13 protein-coding genes and 1 tRNA gene are annotated in these 17,320 nt (G+C 63.9%); 4 read left to right on the top strand and 10 right to left on the bottom strand.

Going from position 1 to position 17,320, the window contains the following annotated elements; translation table 11 throughout:
* Positions 1–299 precede the first annotated feature (299 nt).
* Both F4827_RS01260 and F4827_RS01255 read left to right on the top strand, forming a co-directional pair.
* The gene (locus F4827_RS01260) at positions 300–503 is read left to right on the top strand and encodes a cold-shock protein (protein WP_027817418.1); all 204 of its coding nucleotides are present in this window, start codon (positions 300–302) and stop codon (positions 501–503) included.
* A gap of 329 nt (positions 504–832) precedes the next feature.
* Positions 833–1,996: an exonuclease domain-containing protein gene (locus F4827_RS01255; protein WP_183720650.1), complete on the top strand. Its 1,164-nt coding sequence runs from the start codon at positions 833–835 to the stop codon at positions 1,994–1,996.
* A gap of 24 nt (positions 1,997–2,020) precedes the next feature.
* On the opposite strand, the gene F4827_RS01250 is transcribed toward F4827_RS01255, so the two are convergent.
* Together F4827_RS01250 and F4827_RS01245 are read right to left on the bottom strand one after the other, a co-directional pair.
* Positions 2,021–2,611 carry a chorismate mutase gene (locus tag F4827_RS01250; RefSeq protein ID WP_183720653.1) on the bottom strand — a complete coding sequence of 197 codons (591 nt, stop codon included), beginning with the start codon at positions 2,609–2,611 and terminating at the stop codon, positions 2,021–2,023.
* A 281-nt stretch (positions 2,612–2,892) separates the two neighbouring features.
* The gene (locus F4827_RS01245; protein ID WP_183720656.1) at positions 2,893–3,042 is read right to left on the bottom strand and encodes a hypothetical protein; all 150 of its coding nucleotides are present in this window, start codon (positions 3,040–3,042) and stop codon (positions 2,893–2,895) included.
* Between the two features lie 674 nt (positions 3,043–3,716).
* On the opposite strand from F4827_RS01245, the gene F4827_RS01240 reads away from it, so the two are divergent.
* Positions 3,717–5,561 (top strand): tetratricopeptide repeat protein, encoded by a 1,845-nt coding sequence (locus tag F4827_RS01240; protein ID WP_221303542.1) that lies wholly within the window; start codon positions 3,717–3,719, stop codon positions 5,559–5,561.
* Positions 5,562–5,612: 51 nt separating this feature from the next.
* Here the strand turns inward: F4827_RS01240 and F4827_RS01235 are convergent.
* From F4827_RS01235 to pepN, 3 genes are all read right to left on the bottom strand, one after another.
* Positions 5,613–5,688, bottom strand: a tRNA-Thr gene (locus F4827_RS01235).
* A gap of 66 nt (positions 5,689–5,754) precedes the next feature.
* Positions 5,755–6,771, bottom strand: coding sequence for a class 1 fructose-bisphosphatase (locus F4827_RS01230; protein WP_183720662.1), 1,017 nt, complete (start codon positions 6,769–6,771; stop codon positions 5,755–5,757).
* Positions 6,772–7,001: 230 nt separating this feature from the next.
* Positions 7,002–9,692: an aminopeptidase N gene (gene pepN / locus F4827_RS01225; RefSeq protein WP_183720665.1), complete on the bottom strand. Its 2,691-nt coding sequence runs from the start codon at positions 9,690–9,692 to the stop codon at positions 7,002–7,004.
* A 441-nt stretch (positions 9,693–10,133) separates the two neighbouring features.
* On the opposite strand from pepN, the gene F4827_RS01220 reads away from it, so the two are divergent.
* Positions 10,134–10,844, top strand: a complete 711-nt coding sequence (locus tag F4827_RS01220; RefSeq protein ID WP_183720668.1) for a DUF4136 domain-containing protein — start codon at positions 10,134–10,136, stop codon at positions 10,842–10,844.
* Positions 10,845–10,939: 95 nt separating this feature from the next.
* Here the strand turns inward: F4827_RS01220 and guaD are convergent, their stop codons facing one another.
* From guaD to F4827_RS01195, 5 genes are all read right to left on the bottom strand, one after another.
* Entirely contained in the window at positions 10,940–12,241 is a 1,302-nt protein-coding gene (gene guaD, locus F4827_RS01215) for a guanine deaminase (RefSeq protein WP_183720671.1), read from the bottom strand.
* Positions 12,242–12,431: 190 nt separating this feature from the next.
* Positions 12,432–13,466, bottom strand: a complete 1,035-nt coding sequence (locus tag F4827_RS01210) for an adenosine deaminase (RefSeq protein ID WP_183720674.1) — start codon at positions 13,464–13,466, stop codon at positions 12,432–12,434.
* Positions 13,467–13,499: 33 nt separating this feature from the next.
* Positions 13,500–14,615, bottom strand: coding sequence for a xanthine dehydrogenase accessory protein XdhC (gene xdhC, locus F4827_RS01205; RefSeq protein ID WP_183720678.1), 1,116 nt, complete (start codon positions 14,613–14,615; stop codon positions 13,500–13,502).
* Positions 14,616–15,115: 500 nt separating this feature from the next.
* Complete coding sequence (locus F4827_RS01200; RefSeq protein WP_183720681.1) at positions 15,116–15,646, bottom strand: disulfide bond formation protein B; 531 nt, start codon at positions 15,644–15,646, stop codon at positions 15,116–15,118.
* Between the two features lie 135 nt (positions 15,647–15,781).
* The gene (locus F4827_RS01195; protein WP_183720684.1) at positions 15,782–17,167 is read right to left on the bottom strand and encodes an amidase; all 1,386 of its coding nucleotides are present in this window, start codon (positions 17,165–17,167) and stop codon (positions 15,782–15,784) included.
* Positions 17,168–17,320: the final 153 nt, after the last annotated feature.

The following is a 17,320-nucleotide window of genomic DNA, read 5'->3' as shown; positions in this document are numbered from 1 at the left end:
CGTAGTTTTTCCCGAATGAAGGTAATCCGCGGCATTCGATGAGTAAAAAGGTTACTCGTTCACGTACCCATTTCAATTGCATATGTTTTTGTGGGTTTTTTGATGCATGCCGGTTTATCTCGGAAGCGGGATTGCTGTTATAAAAAATTCGCTTGACTGGCGATTGGCGTTCCCCGTATAACGGCAATTCTGAATTGACCTTTCAGCTTCAATTGCATTGGCATTGCGGTGAGGGCGGCTCAGTTTGAATACGGCGTGTGGGTAAGCCCACGTCATTTTATTTCGAGGGAAACGGAAACATGGAAACCGGTATTGTCAAATGGTTCAATGATGCTAAGGGCTTTGGCTTCATCACGTCGGATGCCGGCGGCGACGATCTGTTCGCGCACTTCTCGGAGATCCGTTCGGAAGGCTTCAAGTCGCTGAAGGAAAACCAGCGCGTCTCGTTCGACGTCAAGGTTGGCCCGAAGGGCAAGCAGGCAGCGAACATCCAGCCGCTGTAAGCGCGCTGGCGTCTGGTGTGGCCCAGGCTTAAGTCTTGGCATCATCAGGCTCGCGGGTCGAGCGCATTCGATATTCGCTCTCCGCATAAAGACAAGCCCTGGTCATCCAGGGCTTTTTTATTTCCGGCGTAAAAAGTAGCCGAATAAAACTATCGGGTTTTTTTATAAAAAACCGGCCTTTTAACGGGAAAACCCCAATACCAAAAAAATCGTCAATCGCGTCCTTAAAATGCGATCCCGAAAGCGGTCCGCCTCGTGAAAACGCTGCGCGCTTTGCCCAAACAGTGCATACTTGGGCCGATTTCTTCTCTCCGCTCTACCGCTGCATCATGTCCGACACCCTCTTGAGCGCCGAACAGCCGTCCGGCGACGTTCCCCTCGTCTTTGTTGATCTTGAAACGACGGGAGGCTCGGTGGGCGAACACCGCATCACCGAAGTCGGCATCGTCGAGGTGACAGATGGGCAGGCCACGCGATGGAGTTCGCTGGTCAACCCTCAACAATCGATCCCGCCCTTTATCCAGCAACTCACAGGCATCAGCGATGCCATGGTGAGGGGCGCGCCAACGTTTGCTGAGATTGCACCTGCGCTGCTCAAGCGCCTCGAAGGCAAGCTTTTCGTCGCCCACAACGCCAGCTTCGACCGGGGTTTCCTGCGTGCCGAATTCGAGCGCGCCGGTCTGACGTTCAATCCCGACGTGCTGTGCACCGTGCGGCTCTCACGTGCGCTCTTTCCCGCCGAGAAGCGGCATGGACTCGATGCGCTGGTCGAGCGTCACGCGCTGGTGGCCTCCGACCGTCACCGCGCGCTTGCCGATGCCGATTTGCTCTGGCAATTCTGGCAACGCCTGCCAGGCCTCGTGCCGGAAGATATGCTCGCCACGCAGATCGAGCGTCTCACGCGCCGCCATCGTCTGGCCGGCGACATCACCGACGATCTGATCGAAACCGCGCCGGCGGGGCATGGCGTCTACGCCTTTTTCGGCGAAAACGACGCGCCTCTATATGTAGGACGCAGCGTGCGAGTGCGTCAGCGGGTGCGCTCGCATCTGTCGGGTGAGCGGCGGTCGTCCCGTGAACAGCGCATGGCGCAACTCATCCGTCGCGTCGAGTGGCAGGCGACGGGCGGCGAGATTGGTGCGTTGCTGGTCGAAGCGCGTTGGCTCGCGCAACTGCGGCCGTCGTTCAATCGGGCAGTGCGTGTGTCCAGGCTCGATCCGGTTTCCGCACCCTGGCCGTTTGGCTCGGCGGTGCTCGTCGAAGAGCAGGACGCCGTGCGCGGCACCACGGTATTTCATGTGATCGACCGCTGGTGCTATCTCGGCGCGGCGGCGAGTGCGGCGGAGGCGGCCACGCTGGCCGCATCGGCGAGCGCTGCCGAAGCGCCGTTCGAACTCACCACGTGGAAGATCCTGCAGACGCGAATCGAGCGCGGCCTGCGCGTGCAGCCGCTCGAACCGCTCGCGGCAGAAGGCGTCGCGAGCGAGGTCTGACCAGCCATTTTCTGGCAGATCAGATCAGGCGGTGCCGCCCACGCCGCCTGCTTCGCACACATGGCCGAGTGCACGTGTCATGGCCTCCGCGCGCGTGGAGTCGTAGCGCGTCAACTCCTTCCAGTTCGCAACGGCCCGCGCCACGCGCGCCGGGCAGTCGTCGGCCGTGCGCGTGGGCTGCACGCGTGCGAGCGCGCCGATCAGTTGCCCCGTCAGACGATCGAGTTGCGGACGCGTGACGCTCGCGAGGTCAGGCGCCGGACCGCTGGGCGCCTGCGAATTGCGCCAGGTCGCAAATAGTGCTTGCTGGACCTGCGTACTCGCGTCGATCTGATCGCGGAAGAACGCGCGCGCGAATGACGGATCGACTCCGGCCGCCGTGGCGCGCTTTTGCACGTCGACGAGCAGCGCGTTTTCGCGCGGCGTGTCGGTGATCGGCTTATGATTCAGCCACTTCCATTGCGCAACCGGTTCCGCCAGCGCGAGGCGTTGCGAGACCAGCGCGACAAGATTGGTCAGGGAAGTGTCGTCACCGTCGGCGTGAGCTGAAACGGCGGGCAAGGAAAAGAGCAGGGCGGCGGCGCAGGACGCGAGCGCGCGAAGGCGAAAAGTCATTGCGTGTGGACGTGTGAAGGCCGGCTGGCCACGAGGAGAAAAGCGAAGGATAGCCGGTTATCGGGCGGCGCATTGGGTTGTGTTCACATTTCGCGCCGACGAACGTGAGTGCACGCGCTAGAACGCGACGTGCTCCTTCAATGTCGCAAGCCGTGACTTGAGGCGCGCAACCCCTTTTCGCACGACACGATTTCGTGGCGCGGTCAGCGTGCGCAAACAACCTCAGCAGTCAAGGCTGACCGCCGGACTCATTGCCCCGTAAGCGCCAAGGCGCTTTGCCATTAATGCTGTTCGTGTGCCTTGCGTTGCTCGTCGAGGAACGCCCGGACATGCGCGGGCAATTCATCGCCGAGAAACTCGACGGCCACCGGTTCCGGATCCGGGCTGAAAACTTGGTCCGGGGTCGGAATCTTTGGTGGTTTGGCGTCCATGATCTTTCTCCTGTGTAAAGGGATTATCCGACTCGGCGCTTCAGGCATGCTAGTAGCGCCGGACGTAAAAGTGCTTTTCAGATGCGTGTGTTGCTTTATTCGCACAGGAAGCGGACTTATTAAGCGAGCAGGAATATACTTATTTGGATAGCGGGTTAATCCGCCAAAGCCCTCGCATCGAGCCGAGGGCTTTTTTCATTGAAGGTGGCCAGGCGCGTTGCCATGTTGCACCGCCGCACGCCACAGCGATACGGATGGGGTTCATTGGGGCTGGTCGGGACAACGCCGGCAGCGGGGTACTGTGGGCGAAGCCGCAAATTGCACTTACGCTCATTCAACCGCTAGTCCTCGCTATTTCACTAGAGCGAATGATTATGCGTAATAGTTGACTCCCGCACAGTTAACACAATTAAAAGTATGTAAGCGGGAGTTTCTTCTCATGTTGCTGATTAAAAGCAAAGGGAAGGCTGATGTGCGTAATTTGAGTGGAGGGGGAGTGACCATGCGAATGAGCAGAACAATGAGAATGCTTCGCAGAGCGTCTTACTCGTCTCTTACACACAAGTCAGCGGCTGAGCGGGTTTTCGGATCCGTCCGATTCGATCTGAGGGCGTCTTTCGTTATCTTCAAAAGATCGCAAGAAGTCCATCCGCCGCTTTCGCCCCTGCCTCCCGATGATGAATCTCACCCAAAACGCGCTGCCTGCAAACGGCGCGGGCGATCTGTCGCCGCCTGAACAACTCGCTCTCGCTGAGCGCTACCTCGCGGTTGGTCGAACGGACGAGGCCATCGCGCAATACGAGCGTCTGCTGTCGCTCGAACCCGAGCACCCAGGCGCGTTGCACAGTCTGGCGCTCGCGTGCATGCGTGCAGGGCGCGCCGCTGAAGCGCGTAGTCATCTCGATCGCGCGGTCCGCATTTCGCCTGCCAATGCGCAGCTCTGGGAACATCGCGGCCTGATGGCGGCGCTTGCAGGCGAGCTTGATGTCGCGGAAGCGGCCTATCATCGCGCGATGGCACTGGCCGGCAGCACGTCCACGCTGCATCGCAATCTCGCAGATGTGCTCAAGTTAGCGGGTCGCCGGGACGAAGCGCGCCATCATTATGAGAGAGCGCTCGCGCTCGATCCGGTGCTGCACCACGCGGCGCGCCGCCTGGCGGATCTCGGCCTCGAAGCCGGTCACTATGATGACGCGGCGCGCTATCTGGCGCTGGCATTCAGGGCCGGCGGCGCGCGCTTCGCCGACGGACTCGACTTGCTCAAGCTGCTCTCGCGCCTCGGTCGCCAGGAAGAGGCCACGGCGCTGATCGCACTACTGCGCGCCGAACTTAACACCGACGCCCATGCCCTCAAAGAATTCGCTTTCGCGTTGAACCAACTCGACCACTTCGATCTTGCGCTCGATGTGTCGAGGCAGGGACTCAGCGTCGATCCCTCGTCGGCCCTGCTGCATCACAACGCGGCCTACGCAGCGCACATGCGAGGCGACTTTGCCTCCATGCATCGGCACAACGTCGAGGCCGCGCGGCTCGCGCCCGACGACGCGCATATCCAGTTCAACCTGGCCGTTTCGCTCTTGCGCGAAGGCGCGTTCGAGGCCGGCTGGAAGCAGTACGCATGGCACGAGCGTTTGCCTGAAAACAGCACACTGGCACGGCCGCCCTTTGCCGAGTGGGCCGGTGAGCCCGTTGCAGGCAAGCGCATTTTGATGCTGGGCGAGCAGGGTTTGGGCGATCAGATCCAGCTATTGCGTTGCGCCGACTGGCTGCATCGCGCGGGCGCGGTGGTCGACGTCTGGGTGGATGCGGCCATCGTTGGTGTGGCGCGTTGCGCCAGCGGCGTGCGTCAGGCCTTCGACACCCTGCCGGGCGGCCCCTACGACTACTGGTGTCGCATGTTTCGCATGCCCGAACATATGCAACTCGGCTTGAGCGACCTTCCTGTTGCGATGCCCTATCTGCGGGCACCCAAGCCGGAGGTCGCCAACTGGCGTATGCGACTCGATGCGCTATCGCCCGCGCGCTGCAGCGTGCTGCGCGCGGGGCTCGTGTGGGCGGGCAACCCCGGGTATCAGCTCGATCGCTTCCGCTCGATAAAAATCGACACTTTGATGCCGGTGCTCGCGCAGCCGGGTGTGTCGTGGTTTGCGTTGCAAAAGGGCGCGGCGCAGCGCGCGCTCGATACGCTGCCGGCCGCCATCGACATGACGGCGCTCGGCGAACAGATTGCGACCTTCGACGACACATTAGCCATCGTGCAGTCGCTCGATCTGGTGCTCACCGTCGATACATCGGTCGCGCATCTGGCTGCGGCGTCCGGCGTGCCGGTCTGGGTGTTGCTCCCGGCGTGCACGGATTGGCGCTGGATGGCGGAACGCGCCGACAGTCCGTGGTATCCGTCGGTTCGGCTCTTCAGGCAGCGCGAACTGGGGCAGTGGGGGCCGGTGCTTGATGAGGTGCGCGCAGCTTTGGCGCAGCGGGTCGAGGAAGTCGCGGCGAACAAAGCTGCGAAACGCTAGCCGGAAAGCAAAAAGCCCAGTCAGAGACTGGGCTTTTTGTTGAAACTTTGGTGGTGCCGGAAAGAGGAATCGAACCCCCGACCTTCGCATTACGAATGCGCTGCTCTACCGTCTGAGCTATTCCGGCCGCACATCAGAGAAGAAAGATTATAGAAAAGTGCTCAGAAGAACGCAAGAACTTTCTGCATCTTTTTTATTTTTTTGCTTCGTGATGATAGCGGGTGACACGCTCGACCTCGTTCTTCGAGCCGAGGAACACCGCGACACGCTCATGCAGGCTGGTCGGCTGGATGTCGAGAATGCGGCCTTCGCCGTTGGTCGCCACGCCGCCTGCCTGCTCGACGATAAACGACATCGGATTCGCTTCGTACATCAGACGCAGCTTGCCCGGCTTGGACGGATCACGCTTGTCGGCCGGGTACATGAAGATGCCGCCGCGATTCAGGATGCGGTGCACGTCCGCGACCATGGAAGCGATCCAGCGCATGTTGAAGTTTTCGCCGCGCGGGCCGTCCTTGCCTTCATTCAATTCGCCGACGTACTTCTGCACTGGCTCGTACCAGTGGCGCGCGTTCGAGGCGTTGATGGCATATTCGCGCGTGTCTTCCGGAATGCGCATGTTGCTCTGCGTGAGCACCCACGAACCCAGTTCGCGATCGAGCGTGAAGCAGTTCACGCCGTTACCGGTCGTGAGCACGAGCACGGTTTGCGGACCATACACGGCGTAACCGGCTGCAACCTGTTTCGTGCCCGGCTGCAGGAACGATTCTTCGGTGGCTTGCTTGCCGTCCGGGCAACGCAGCACCGAGAAGATCGTGCCGATCGACACGTTCACGTCGATGTTCGACGAGCCGTCGAGCGGATCGAACACCAGCAGGTATTCACCCTTCGGATAGTTGGCCGGGATCGGGAAGAAGGTTTCCATTTCCTCGGAAGCCATCGCCGCGAGGTTGCCGCCCCATTCGTTAGCGTCGAGCAGGATTTCGTTCGACAGGATGTCGAGGTTCTTCTGCACTTCGCCCTGGACGTTCTCGCTGCCGGCGGTGCCCAGCGCATCGCCGAGCGCGCCCTTGCTGACGTTGAAGCTGATCGCCTTGCACGCGCGGGCGACGACTTCGATCAACAGACGCAGATCGGCGGGCAGGTTCTTGTGTTCGCGCTGCTGCTCGATCAGGTATTTCGTGAGAGTGGTACGACGGTGCAAAGCCATTGCATTACTCCGGGGAGCTTGGGGAATAGCGCAATTCTACCCGCTGGGCTGTGACTGCCCGCTGCGCAACGCTGTAAAAAAGCCGTCGGCGCGCGGCCTGGCGTGCTGCGCAGGCATGTTGGCGACGGCGATCCGAGGAAAAATATTCGAAAAAAACCGCGAAAAAAAGCCGGTCCGACGAACTTCGCCGAACCGGCAGATTTCAGTATGCCTCGCGCGTCAGCGCATCATCAGGCCAACGCTTTTTCCACGATCTCACGCACGTCGCGCGACTTCACGCGTGCGGCGACCTGTTCGAGCGCGGCGCGCATCTTGTCGCGCAGGGCGGGCGTGAAGCGGCGCCACAGTTCGAGGTTGCGCGCCAGACGCGCGGCGACCTGCGGATTGATGGCATCGAGCGCGATCACCTGTTCGGCCCAGAACGCGTAGCCCGAACCGTCCGCCGCGTGGAATTGCGCCGGATTGGCCGCGCAGAAGCTGAAAATCAGCGAGCGCGCGCGGTTCGGATTCTTCAGATTGAAGGCCGGATGGCGCATCAGCGCGCGCACCGTGTCGATCACCGGACGCTGCGCCGTGCCGCGCTGCGTGGCCTGCAGCGAGAACCACTTGTCGATCACGAGCGGCTCTTTCTCGAAGCGCGCGTAGAAGTCTTCGAGCGCGTGCTTCGCGTAACCGGCGCCCGTGGCCGCCGAGGCGTTCATCAGCGCCGACAGCGCCGCCGCACGATCGGTCATGTTGTTGGCGGCGTCGTACTGGGCGGTGGCGAGGCGCACGGCATCGGTGGGATCGTCGAGCTCGCTGAGGTACGAGAGCGCGAGGTTCTTCAGACCGCGGCGACCGGCGGCCTCGGGCGTCGGCTCATAGGCGCCCGGCGTGAGGTTCGCCTGGTAGGCGGCCAGCCATTCGGCCTTGAGCGCCGTCGCCAGACGCTTGCGCACGAACTGGCGCGCGGCGTGCACGGCGGCCGGATCCGATTCCGCCATCTGCTCGGCCAGATAGGTTTCCGACGGCAGCATCAGCGCAAGTTCGCGGAAGGACGGCGACAGCGAAGTATCGGTCAGCACGCGGCTTAAGGCCTGCACGAGCGCATCGTTGGCTTCGAGCGGCTGAGCCGCGGACGCACGCGTGGCCAGGGCGAGCAGTTCGCGCGTGGCGAGGCGCTGACCCGCTTCCCATCGGTTGAACGGATCGCTGTCGTGCGCGAGCAGAAAGGCCAGTTCGTCGTTGCCGTAGTCGTACTCAACGATCGCCGGCGCAGAGAAGGTGCGCAGGAGCGAAGGCAGGGGCTTCGCTTCGACATCGACGAAGGTGAAAGTCTGCTGCGTTTCGGTCACTTCGAGCACGCGCGTCGTGCCGTGCGATGCGCTTTCGCCTTCGAGCTTGAGCGGCAGATCGCGGCCGTCCGGGCCGATCAGACCGATCGCGAACGGAATCAGCAGCGGTCCCTTCTGCGTTTCGCGCGCGGCCGCCGAACCATTCGCATAGCCCTGCGAAAGCGTCACGCTATAGCGCTTCGCGGCGGCGTCGTATTGCGTCGTCACGCTCACGCGCGGCGTGCCCGCCTGGCTGTACCAGCGCTCGAACTGCGCGAGATCGCGGCCATTGGCATCGGCCATCGCGGCGCGGAAATCGTCGCAGGTCACGGCTTGACCGTCGTGGCGCTGGAAGTAAAGATCCATGCCCTTGCGGAAGCCGTCGCGGCCAAACAGCGTCTGATACATCCGCACGACTTCCGAGCCTTTCTCGTAGACCGTCATCGTGTAGAAGTTGTTGATCTCGACGTAGCTTTCAGGACGCACAGGATGCGCCATCGGGCCCGCGTCTTCGGCGAACTGCATCTGGCGCAGTACGCGCACGTCCTCGATACGCTTGGTGGCGCGTGCGGCTTCGTTTTCATCGCCGCCCGACATCGCCGCCGAGAATTCCTGGTCGCGGAACACCGTCAAGCCTTCCTTCAGGCTCAGCTGGAACCAGTCGCGGCAGGTCACGCGGTTGCCGGTCCAGTTGTGGAAATACTCGTGGCCGACCACGGCTTCGATGTTGGCGAAGTCGACGTCGGTGGCCGTTTCGGGGTTCGCCAGCACGTACTTCGTGTTGAAGATGTTGAGCCCCTTGTTCTCCATCGCGCCCATATTGAAGTCGCTCACGGCGACGATCATGAAGCGGTCGAGATCGAGTTCGAGGCCGAAACGCTGCTCGTCCCAGCGGATCGAGTGGATCAGCGAGTCCATCGCGTGACGCGTCTTGTCGAGGTCGTGCGGTTCGACCCACACCTGCAGCAGCTTTTCCTTGCCCGAACCGCTCTTGATGCGCTCTTCGAGCGCCACCAGCTTGCCCGCGACCAGCGCGAACAGATAGCTCGGCTTGCGGAACGGGTCTTCCCATTTCGCATAATGGCGACCGTCGGGCAGATCGCCTTCGGCGATCAGGTTGCCGTTCGAGAGCAGCACGGGGTACGAGATCTTGTCTGCGCGCAGCGTGACCGTGTAGGTGGACATGACGTCCGGGCGGTCGAGGAACCAGGTGATGCGGCGAAAACCTTCGGCTTCGCACTGGGTGAAGAAGTTGCCGCTCGACACATACAGGCCGGAGAGCGTGGTGTTCGCGGCCGGGTCGCATGCGCCGGTGAGCGTGAGCGTGAAGGCGTCGGGCACGTTTTCGACCGTCAGCCCGTGCTCGTGCGCGCGCACCTGCTCCCAGGGCTGGCCGTCGATGGCCGCGCCGATGAATTCCAGTTGCTCGCCCATCAACTCAAGGTGCGCGCTATGACGGGCGTCCGGGTTGCGGCGCACGACCAGCGTGCTTTTGACAATGGTGCGCTCGGGCACGAGATCGAATTCTAGATCGACGGTATCGATCAGGAAGGCGGGCGGCGCGTAGTCTTCGCGGCGTATCACGGTAGGCGTAGCGGTATCGGACATGGTCTCGTGCGGGGAAACTTCGGGTCGTCGGAATCGGGGGCCGCCAGATCGTGCTGCTGCGGGCGCCCGGTCGTCCCATTGTACAAAGGCGCGGGCGGCTTGTCCGGAGGGTGCTCGCGCGCGATGCGGGGTGGAATCAGGGCGAACGCAGGGCAAATGCAGGGCGGGTGGAGGGCGGTTGTGTGGGCTGTGGGGGGGCGAGAACTTTCACGCCGCCGCGCGAGTCAGTATGATCGGGCCTGCCGCATCGCATCGCGCATGCCTGCGAAGCCGTTCGGAGCGCGGAGGAATCGCGCCGGAAGGCGCACAAAAAATCACACGACGATGCCCGTGCGAGGGAATAAACGCCGTGGCAGATTCGTATCTGTCGTAACCAAAGGATGAAGGAGCGGCCCCCCGACTGCGCTTTCACCACCACTGGCAAGATTGCAAGAGAAGACCATGATGCCCGACCGATGGACCCGCCGCGCCCTGCTGATGCTGGCCGCGCTTGCCGTGACGCTGTCCGGCTGCACTACCTACGTGACCAGCCAGGTGACGGCGTTCTCTGCGTGGGACGGCGGCAGCGACGCCACGCGCACCTATGCGTTCACGCGCAACCCCGACCAGCAGCACAGCATCGAACAATCGACCTACGAAAACCTGGTCGCCGATGGCCTTTCGACCCAGGCGTTCCATCAGGTGCCCGATGCGAAGGCTCACTATCTCGTGGGTCTTGCCTATGGCAGCCGCATGGACACGGTGACGGTCGCCCAGCCCGTGTTCTACAACCCGTGGCCGAGCCCTTACTGGGGGCCGTTCAATCCGTGGGGCCCGTGGGGTCCGTACGGCCCGGCCTATGTGAACCAGAGCTATCCGGTCTATTCGCACGTGCTTGCGATCCGCATCACGGACAAAGCCTCCGGCAAGGAACTCTATAACGTCTCCGCGCGTGCCTCGGGCGACGATCCTTCGCTCGTGCGCGTGATGCCTTATCTGGTGCGCAGCGCACTGGCCAATTTCCCGTTGCAGAACGGCACGGTGACGCAGGTGAAACTGCCGCTCGACAAGAACGGCGGGGCGTCGAATGAAGCGCCGGGTTTTGCACCTGCGGCACCTGCGGCACCGGCCGCGCCGATGCCGCCGTCTGCCGCCGCCGCGCCTGCAAAATAAGCGGCAACCTGGCGACAAAAAGCGCGCCGGACCAAGCGGTCCGGCGCGCTTTGCTTTTGAGCCGAGCGTTTCTGGCGCGTGTTTCTGGCGCGTTCTTAAGCCGCTTCGCGGCTATGCACGCGCGCACCCGCCGCATAGGTCTCGAACACGGCGCGATCGTCGCCGAGCAGGGCGAATGCGAACAGCAGTTCTTCGAGCGATTCCGCGCGCGCAGTGCGGCGCGCCAGCAGCGGCGTGGCCTTCGGGTCGAGCACGACGAAGTCGGCTTCCGATTGCGGCGCGAGGGTGCCGATCTTGTCGGCGAGATCGAGCGCCTGCGCGGCGCCCGCCGTCGCGAGCCAGAACATGCGCGTAGCCGTCAGGTGATGGCCGCCCATGCGCGCGACCTTGTGCGCCTCGTTCATCGTTTGCAGCATCGAGAACGAGGTGCCCCCGCCCACGTCGGTGGCGAGCGTCACGGGCATCTGCGACTCGCTGGCCTTGTCGAAGTCGAACAGGCCGCTGCCAAGGAACAGGTTCGAGGTCGGGCAGTGCGCCGCGACGGCGCCGGTTTGCGCCATGCGCTGGCGGTCTTCCTCGTCGAGCCAGATGCAGTGGCCGTACACCGCGCGACGACGCAGGAGTCCGTAGTGATCGTAGACGTCCAGATAGCTGCGCTGGCGCGGGAACAGTTCCTTGACCCACTTCACCTCGTCGAGATTTTCAGCGACGTGGCTCTGGATGAAGATGTCGCCGTGCGCCCTGGCGAGCGCCTCGCAGGCTTCGAGCTGCGCCTCGGTCGAGGTGGGCGCGAAACGCGGCGTGAGCGCGTACATCTGGCGGCCCTTGTTGTGCCAGCGGCCGATCAGCTCGGCGCTGTCGTCGTAGCCGCTCTGCGCTGTGTCGCGCAGGAACTCGGGGCAGTGGCGGTCCATCAGCACCTTGCCTGCGACCATGCGCAGATTTTTCGCCTCGCTCGCCGTGAAGAGCGCATCGGCGGATTGCTTGTGCACGGTGCAGTAGACCAGCGCCGTGGTGGTGCCGCTCTTGAGCAGTTCGTCGACGAAAAAGTTTGCCGTGTCCTGCGCGAGTGCCTCGTTTTCGAAGCCGCGCTCGGTCGGGAACGTATAGGTTTCGAGCCACGGCAGCAGTCCCGGCGCGGGCGACGCGATCATGTCGGTCTGCGGGTAGTGGATGTGCGTATCGATGAAGCCCGGCACGATCAGCTTGTCGCGTAGGTCGTGCACCAGCGCGCCTTCGTGCAAGCGGTCCTTGAGCGCCGACCAGGCGCCGCTCGCGCTGACGCGGCCATCCTCGACGATCACGACGCCGTCATCGAAGAACCGGGCCGCATCGGGCGACTGCGCGGGGTCGCCGTTAAACGTCAGGAGTTGTGCGCGAAAAGCCGATTGAGTCATGGGAACATCGTCTCCAAAATTTTCAGGTATGCAGGCGCAGGATGCTCACGCGCCTGATGGCTGGCGCGCGCTGCACGCGCCGCTCCCGAAAACGCGGCGCGCAAAAATTGGGCGCGAGCGATCCCCCGGCCCGACGCATGCGCGTGGGACCGTAATGGGGGAAAGCCCGGGCTAAAACGTCCTGCGCGTATTAAGCCGCTGCGCTCCAGTACTGATCGAGCTTCGCGATCAGTGCGGCGCGCTCTTGCGGCGTCACGAACGACGCCTCGAAGCCATTGCGCAGAACCGTGTACACCTCTTTATCGTCGAGCTTGAGCGCTTCGATGATCGCGCTGTAGTTCTCGTTGACGTAGCCGCCGAAGTAGGCAGGATCGTCGGAATTGATCGTCACCGCGATGCCTTGATCCAGCAGCTGCTTGAGCGTGTGCTGGGTCATGTCGTCGAACACGCAGAGCTTGGTGTTCGACAGCGGGCAGACGGTCAGCGCGACGCGCGAATCCGCCAGGCGTGCGACGAGCGCCGGGTCCTCGATGCTGCGCACGCCGTGATCGACGCGATCGACCTTGAGCAGATCGAGCGCTTCGTAGATATAGGCCGGCGGGCCTTCCTCGCCGGCATGCGCGACGAGCTTGAGACCCTTGGCGCGCGCCTTCTCGAACACGCGTTCGAACTTCGAAGGCGGATGGCCGCGCTCGGACGAATCCAGACCCACGCCGATCATGCGCGGATAGCGATCGAAAACCGGCAGCGCGGCTTCCCACGTGGCGAGTGCGTCTTCTTCGCTCAGATGGCGCAGGAAACACAGGATCAGCTTGCTGGTGAGGCCGCGCTTTTCGGCGTCGGCGAGCGCGCGGTCGATGCCGGCGACCACGGTGTCGATCGATACGCCGCGCTCGGTGTGCGTCTGCGGATCGAAGAAAATTTCGGTGTGCACGACGTTGTCCGCGAGCGCGCGCTCGCAGTAGGCCATCGTCATGTCGTAAAAGTCCTGCTCGTGCAGCAGGACGCTCGCGCCCGCGTAGTAGATGTCGAGGAACGATTGCAGATCGGTGAACGCGTAGGCTGCGCGCAATGCCTCGATCGACTCGTAGGCGAGCGTGACGTTGTTGCGCTGGGCGAGCGCGAAAATCAGTTCAGGTTCGAGCGAGCCTTCGATATGGATATGAAGCTCGGACTTGGGCGCGCCGAAGGCTTTCTGGACAAGCGGATTAGTCGTGATGGTCATGATCTGGTCGGTCAAGATGTTCTATGGGTGACATCACGCGCAATGGGGCAGGGCGGTTGACGCATGCCCATGGGCATGCGCCTGTGCGTTGACGCTCGCGGCCTCGACCGCCTGCAGCAACTGGGCGGCGGCCGAAATCGCGATCACCTCGGGCGACTTGTCGACGATGCCGTCCACGCCGAGCGGGCAGTTCATGCGCGCGATCTGCATCGGGTCGATGCCGCGCGCGGCGAGCCGGTGCTCGAATTGCTGGCGCTTGCTGAGCGAGCCGATCATGCCGAAGAACACGAAGTCGCCGCGGCGCAGGATGCGTTCGGCGAGATCGAGATCGTGGGCGTGATCGTGCGTCATCACGATGAAGCTGCTGCCTGGCGGCGCGGCTTCGACGGCCTCGTCGGGCGCATCGCTGGCGTCGATTGCGACATTGGACGCACCGAGCGCGGCGAATTCGACCGGCGAGGGAAACGCGGCGTCGCGCCCGTCGACCCAGCGCACCCGGCAGGGCAAGGTGCCGAGCACGCGCACCAGCGCCGCGCTCACATGCCCCGCGCCGAACAGCACGACGGGAAAATCGTTTGGCGCGATGGTTTCGGTGAGCAGCAGCGTGGCATCGCCGCCGGTCGTACCTGCGACGCCGTCGCTGCCAATCTCCCAGAGCAGGCAGTCGGGAGATTCGACGCCCGGCTCCGGTTCCGAGAGCATGACGGCTCCCGCGTCGGCATCGCTGGACGTGCTGGAAGCGGCCCCATTCCGCGAGGAGCGGAATGATACGCTACGAACGGTCGACGCGCCTGCGGCGAGCCGGCGCGACAGCGTCGCAAGCCAGCCAAGATCGGCCACATCGAGTCGCTCGAACGCGAGTACGACCGCGCCGCCGCAGCACTGGCCCAGGCTCGGACCAAGCGACAGGCGCTCCAGACGCCTCGCGTGCGACATTCGCATGCCGTCGCGCAGCACCTGGCGCGCGATTTCAATGGCTTTCCATTCGAGATGGCCGCCGCCGATGGTGTGACGCGCGGATTCGCGCGTGACGATCATCTTCGTGCCGGCCTCGCGCGGCACCGAGCCCTCGGCACGCGCCACTGTGACGAGCACGGCGGCGTCGCCATGCGCGAGCAGTTGCTGAAGATCGGTGACCCAGGCTTGCATCGGCGGTTCTCCTACGCGGCGGCCAGGAAGGCGCAGCCGCTCACAACGCTGCGCGCGGGGCGCACGCGCTGGTCGATGGCAGGCAGAGGCTGGATGGGCGCGAACGCCAGGCGCTGGCGACTTGCGATGGGCGCGTCATGAAAGTCATGCACGACGCCACGAGGGACGGATCGGATGGTTTGCGTTGTCATGTGAAACCCAGGAGACATTGCGGATCAGGCGCGCGTTACGCAGGGGAGCCAAGGCGAGCCCAAGCCGGCCTCGCGCACGTAGATCGCCATCCAGTTGCGAATGTAACACTGACAGAGCCAGGAAACTATTCCCTGCGAATAATGGAGGTCATGTGACGGCGGCCATGACCGGACCATGGATTGATCCGGCCCCACGTAAGCAAAAAGACTACAGGAAAACGGGGGGAGAGCAGGAGGCGGGCTGGGAGCGGGCGGCGCCGCTCGCTGATGGAGCGGCGCTGGAGCGGGGCTGGAGCAATCGGGCTGCGCTTAACGGCGAATGCCGGGCCACGACACCTGACGGCGACGGTTACGCCACAGACTCGCCAGTACCGCAACGAACACCACGACGAACGCGACCACGGACCAGAGCGGCAGCGTAAGGCCGAGGATCGGCGGATAGGTGGTTTCGCACAGACCCTGAACCTTGAAGACGCCCGGCAGCCAGTGCGCGGGCGGCAGGGCATCGACAATGGGCTGCAGCGTATCGAAGCCGCAGCTGAAGCTCGGGAACGCCTGCACCCACGCGAGTTTCGCGGAGGCGACGATGCCGCCCACCGCCGAAATCACGATCAGCCCTTCGAGCGCGCGCACGCCGCGCCAACTCGTGAAACGCGCGCCAAGGAACGCGAAAACGGCGATCAGAATGAAGAAATAGCGCGTCAGGATACACAGCGGGCATGGGTCCTGGCGTTCGGCGTACTGCATGTAGAGCGCGCCGCCCAGCAGCGCGAGGCAGATGATGCCGAGAAGGACCAGCAGGCTGCGTTCGCGGCGCAATAGCGCGTTATCGTCGTTCATGTGGTTTTGTTTTCTTCGGGTTGGAGGCGCAGCGGCACTCGCGGGGCGGCTGCAACGGCGTGCCCCGGATTCTAGCGCGAAGGCCGGGCATCGCGAGAAAGTGCACAGCGAGCGCCCGCAGCCTGCGCCAACTGCCTAGCGCAGCGGCGCGAGCACGGCCTCCACGCCGCGTCCGATCGCCAGCAGCGCGTCGTCGGCGTAAGGGGCGGCGGCCAGCATCAGCCCGACCGGTGCCGCGCCGTGCCGGTGCACCGGCAGCGAGAGCGCGCAGGCATCGAGGAAATTGAAGGCGCTGGGATTGCGCAGCACGAGCGCGTTGGTGCGCGCGAAGACATCGTCATCGGCGGCGAGCGGGGCGAGTGCGGGCGGGACGATCGGCACCGTCGGCGCGATCACGACATCGAAGCGCGACCAGAGTGCCGCCTGCGCTTCCTCCATCACGGCCGCGCGCGCGGCGACGAGGTCGAGATAATCGGCGGCGCTCGCGGGCTCGCCCTTGAGGATGCGCACGAGCACGCGCGGATCGTACTGGTCGCGATGTTCGGCGATCAATGCGCGATGCCACGTATAAGCCTCCATCGACGAAAAGCCGATGCGATTGATCCCACCCAGGCGCTCGAATGCCGAAAAACGTACTTCATTGACGATTGCGCCCGCGGCGTCGAGATGTTTGAGCGCGGTGTCGATGGTGTCGGCCACGTCGGGGTCAACGCCGTCGGTCACGTAATTCGTCAGCACGCCGATCCGCACGCCTTCCAGATGGCGCGCCGCCGGCACTTGCGGCGCAAGGCCCGCGAGGAGGCGGTCGAGCAGCGCGCAGCACGCCACCGTAATGCCGATCGGACCGAACGAATCGAGCGTCGGGGAGAGCGGCACGCCGCCCGTCTTCGGGATGCGCGCGGCGGTCGGCTTGAAGCCGGTCAGGCCGCAGAACGCGGCGGGAATGCGGATCGAGCCGCCGGTATCGGTGCCGAGCGCGACGGCGGCCATGCCGTCCGCGACCGAAGCCGCCGCCCCCGACGACGAGCCGCCCGCGACGCGCTGATCGCCCTTCACAGCGCGCTGCCACGGCGAAAGCGGCGTGCCGTAGTGCGGATTGAGCCCAAGGCCCGAGAACGCGAACTCGCTCATATTGGTGCGGCCCACCAGCACCGCGCCCGCCTGGCGCAGGCGTGCGACTACGGACGCGTCGGCGCGGGCGGGGGCGGCGCTGGCGAGCGCCATAGAGCCCGCGCGCGTGACTTCGCCCTGCACATCGAACAGATCCTTGACCGATACCGGAATGCCCGCGAGCGGCGAGAGCACCGTGCCGCTCGCGCGCAAACGGTCGTGCGCGTCGGCGGCAGCGCGCACGCGTTCGGCATCGACGTGCGTGAAGACGGTCGCGCCCTGGCCCGCCGGATCGGCGATGCGTTCGAGCGCGGTTTCGGCCAGCGCGCGGCTGGTGGTGGCGCCCGCAGCAAGATCGGCGGCCAGTTGGGCGAGCGGCGGGAAGGGGATCGAGGCGGCGCTAGAGGTCATGGCAGCGGGGAGCGGTTCGTGAAAACGGGCGGCGGCGCGGCGTAGTCCTCGGGCAGAGGAACGCGCATTTCGCACCGCAGGGGACACATCATTGTAGAACGGCGGCTTTTTGTTGCACGGACGATTTGGCGCGGCGGGATCATCGGGTAACAT

Origin of the sequence: Paraburkholderia bannensis (assembly GCF_014200455.1) — a bacterium.
Classification (GTDB): domain Bacteria; phylum Pseudomonadota; class Gammaproteobacteria; order Burkholderiales; family Burkholderiaceae; genus Paraburkholderia; species Paraburkholderia bannensis_A.
The sequence above is the reverse complement of the archived record's forward strand: the minus strand, read 5'-3'. Positions and strand labels throughout refer to the sequence as shown.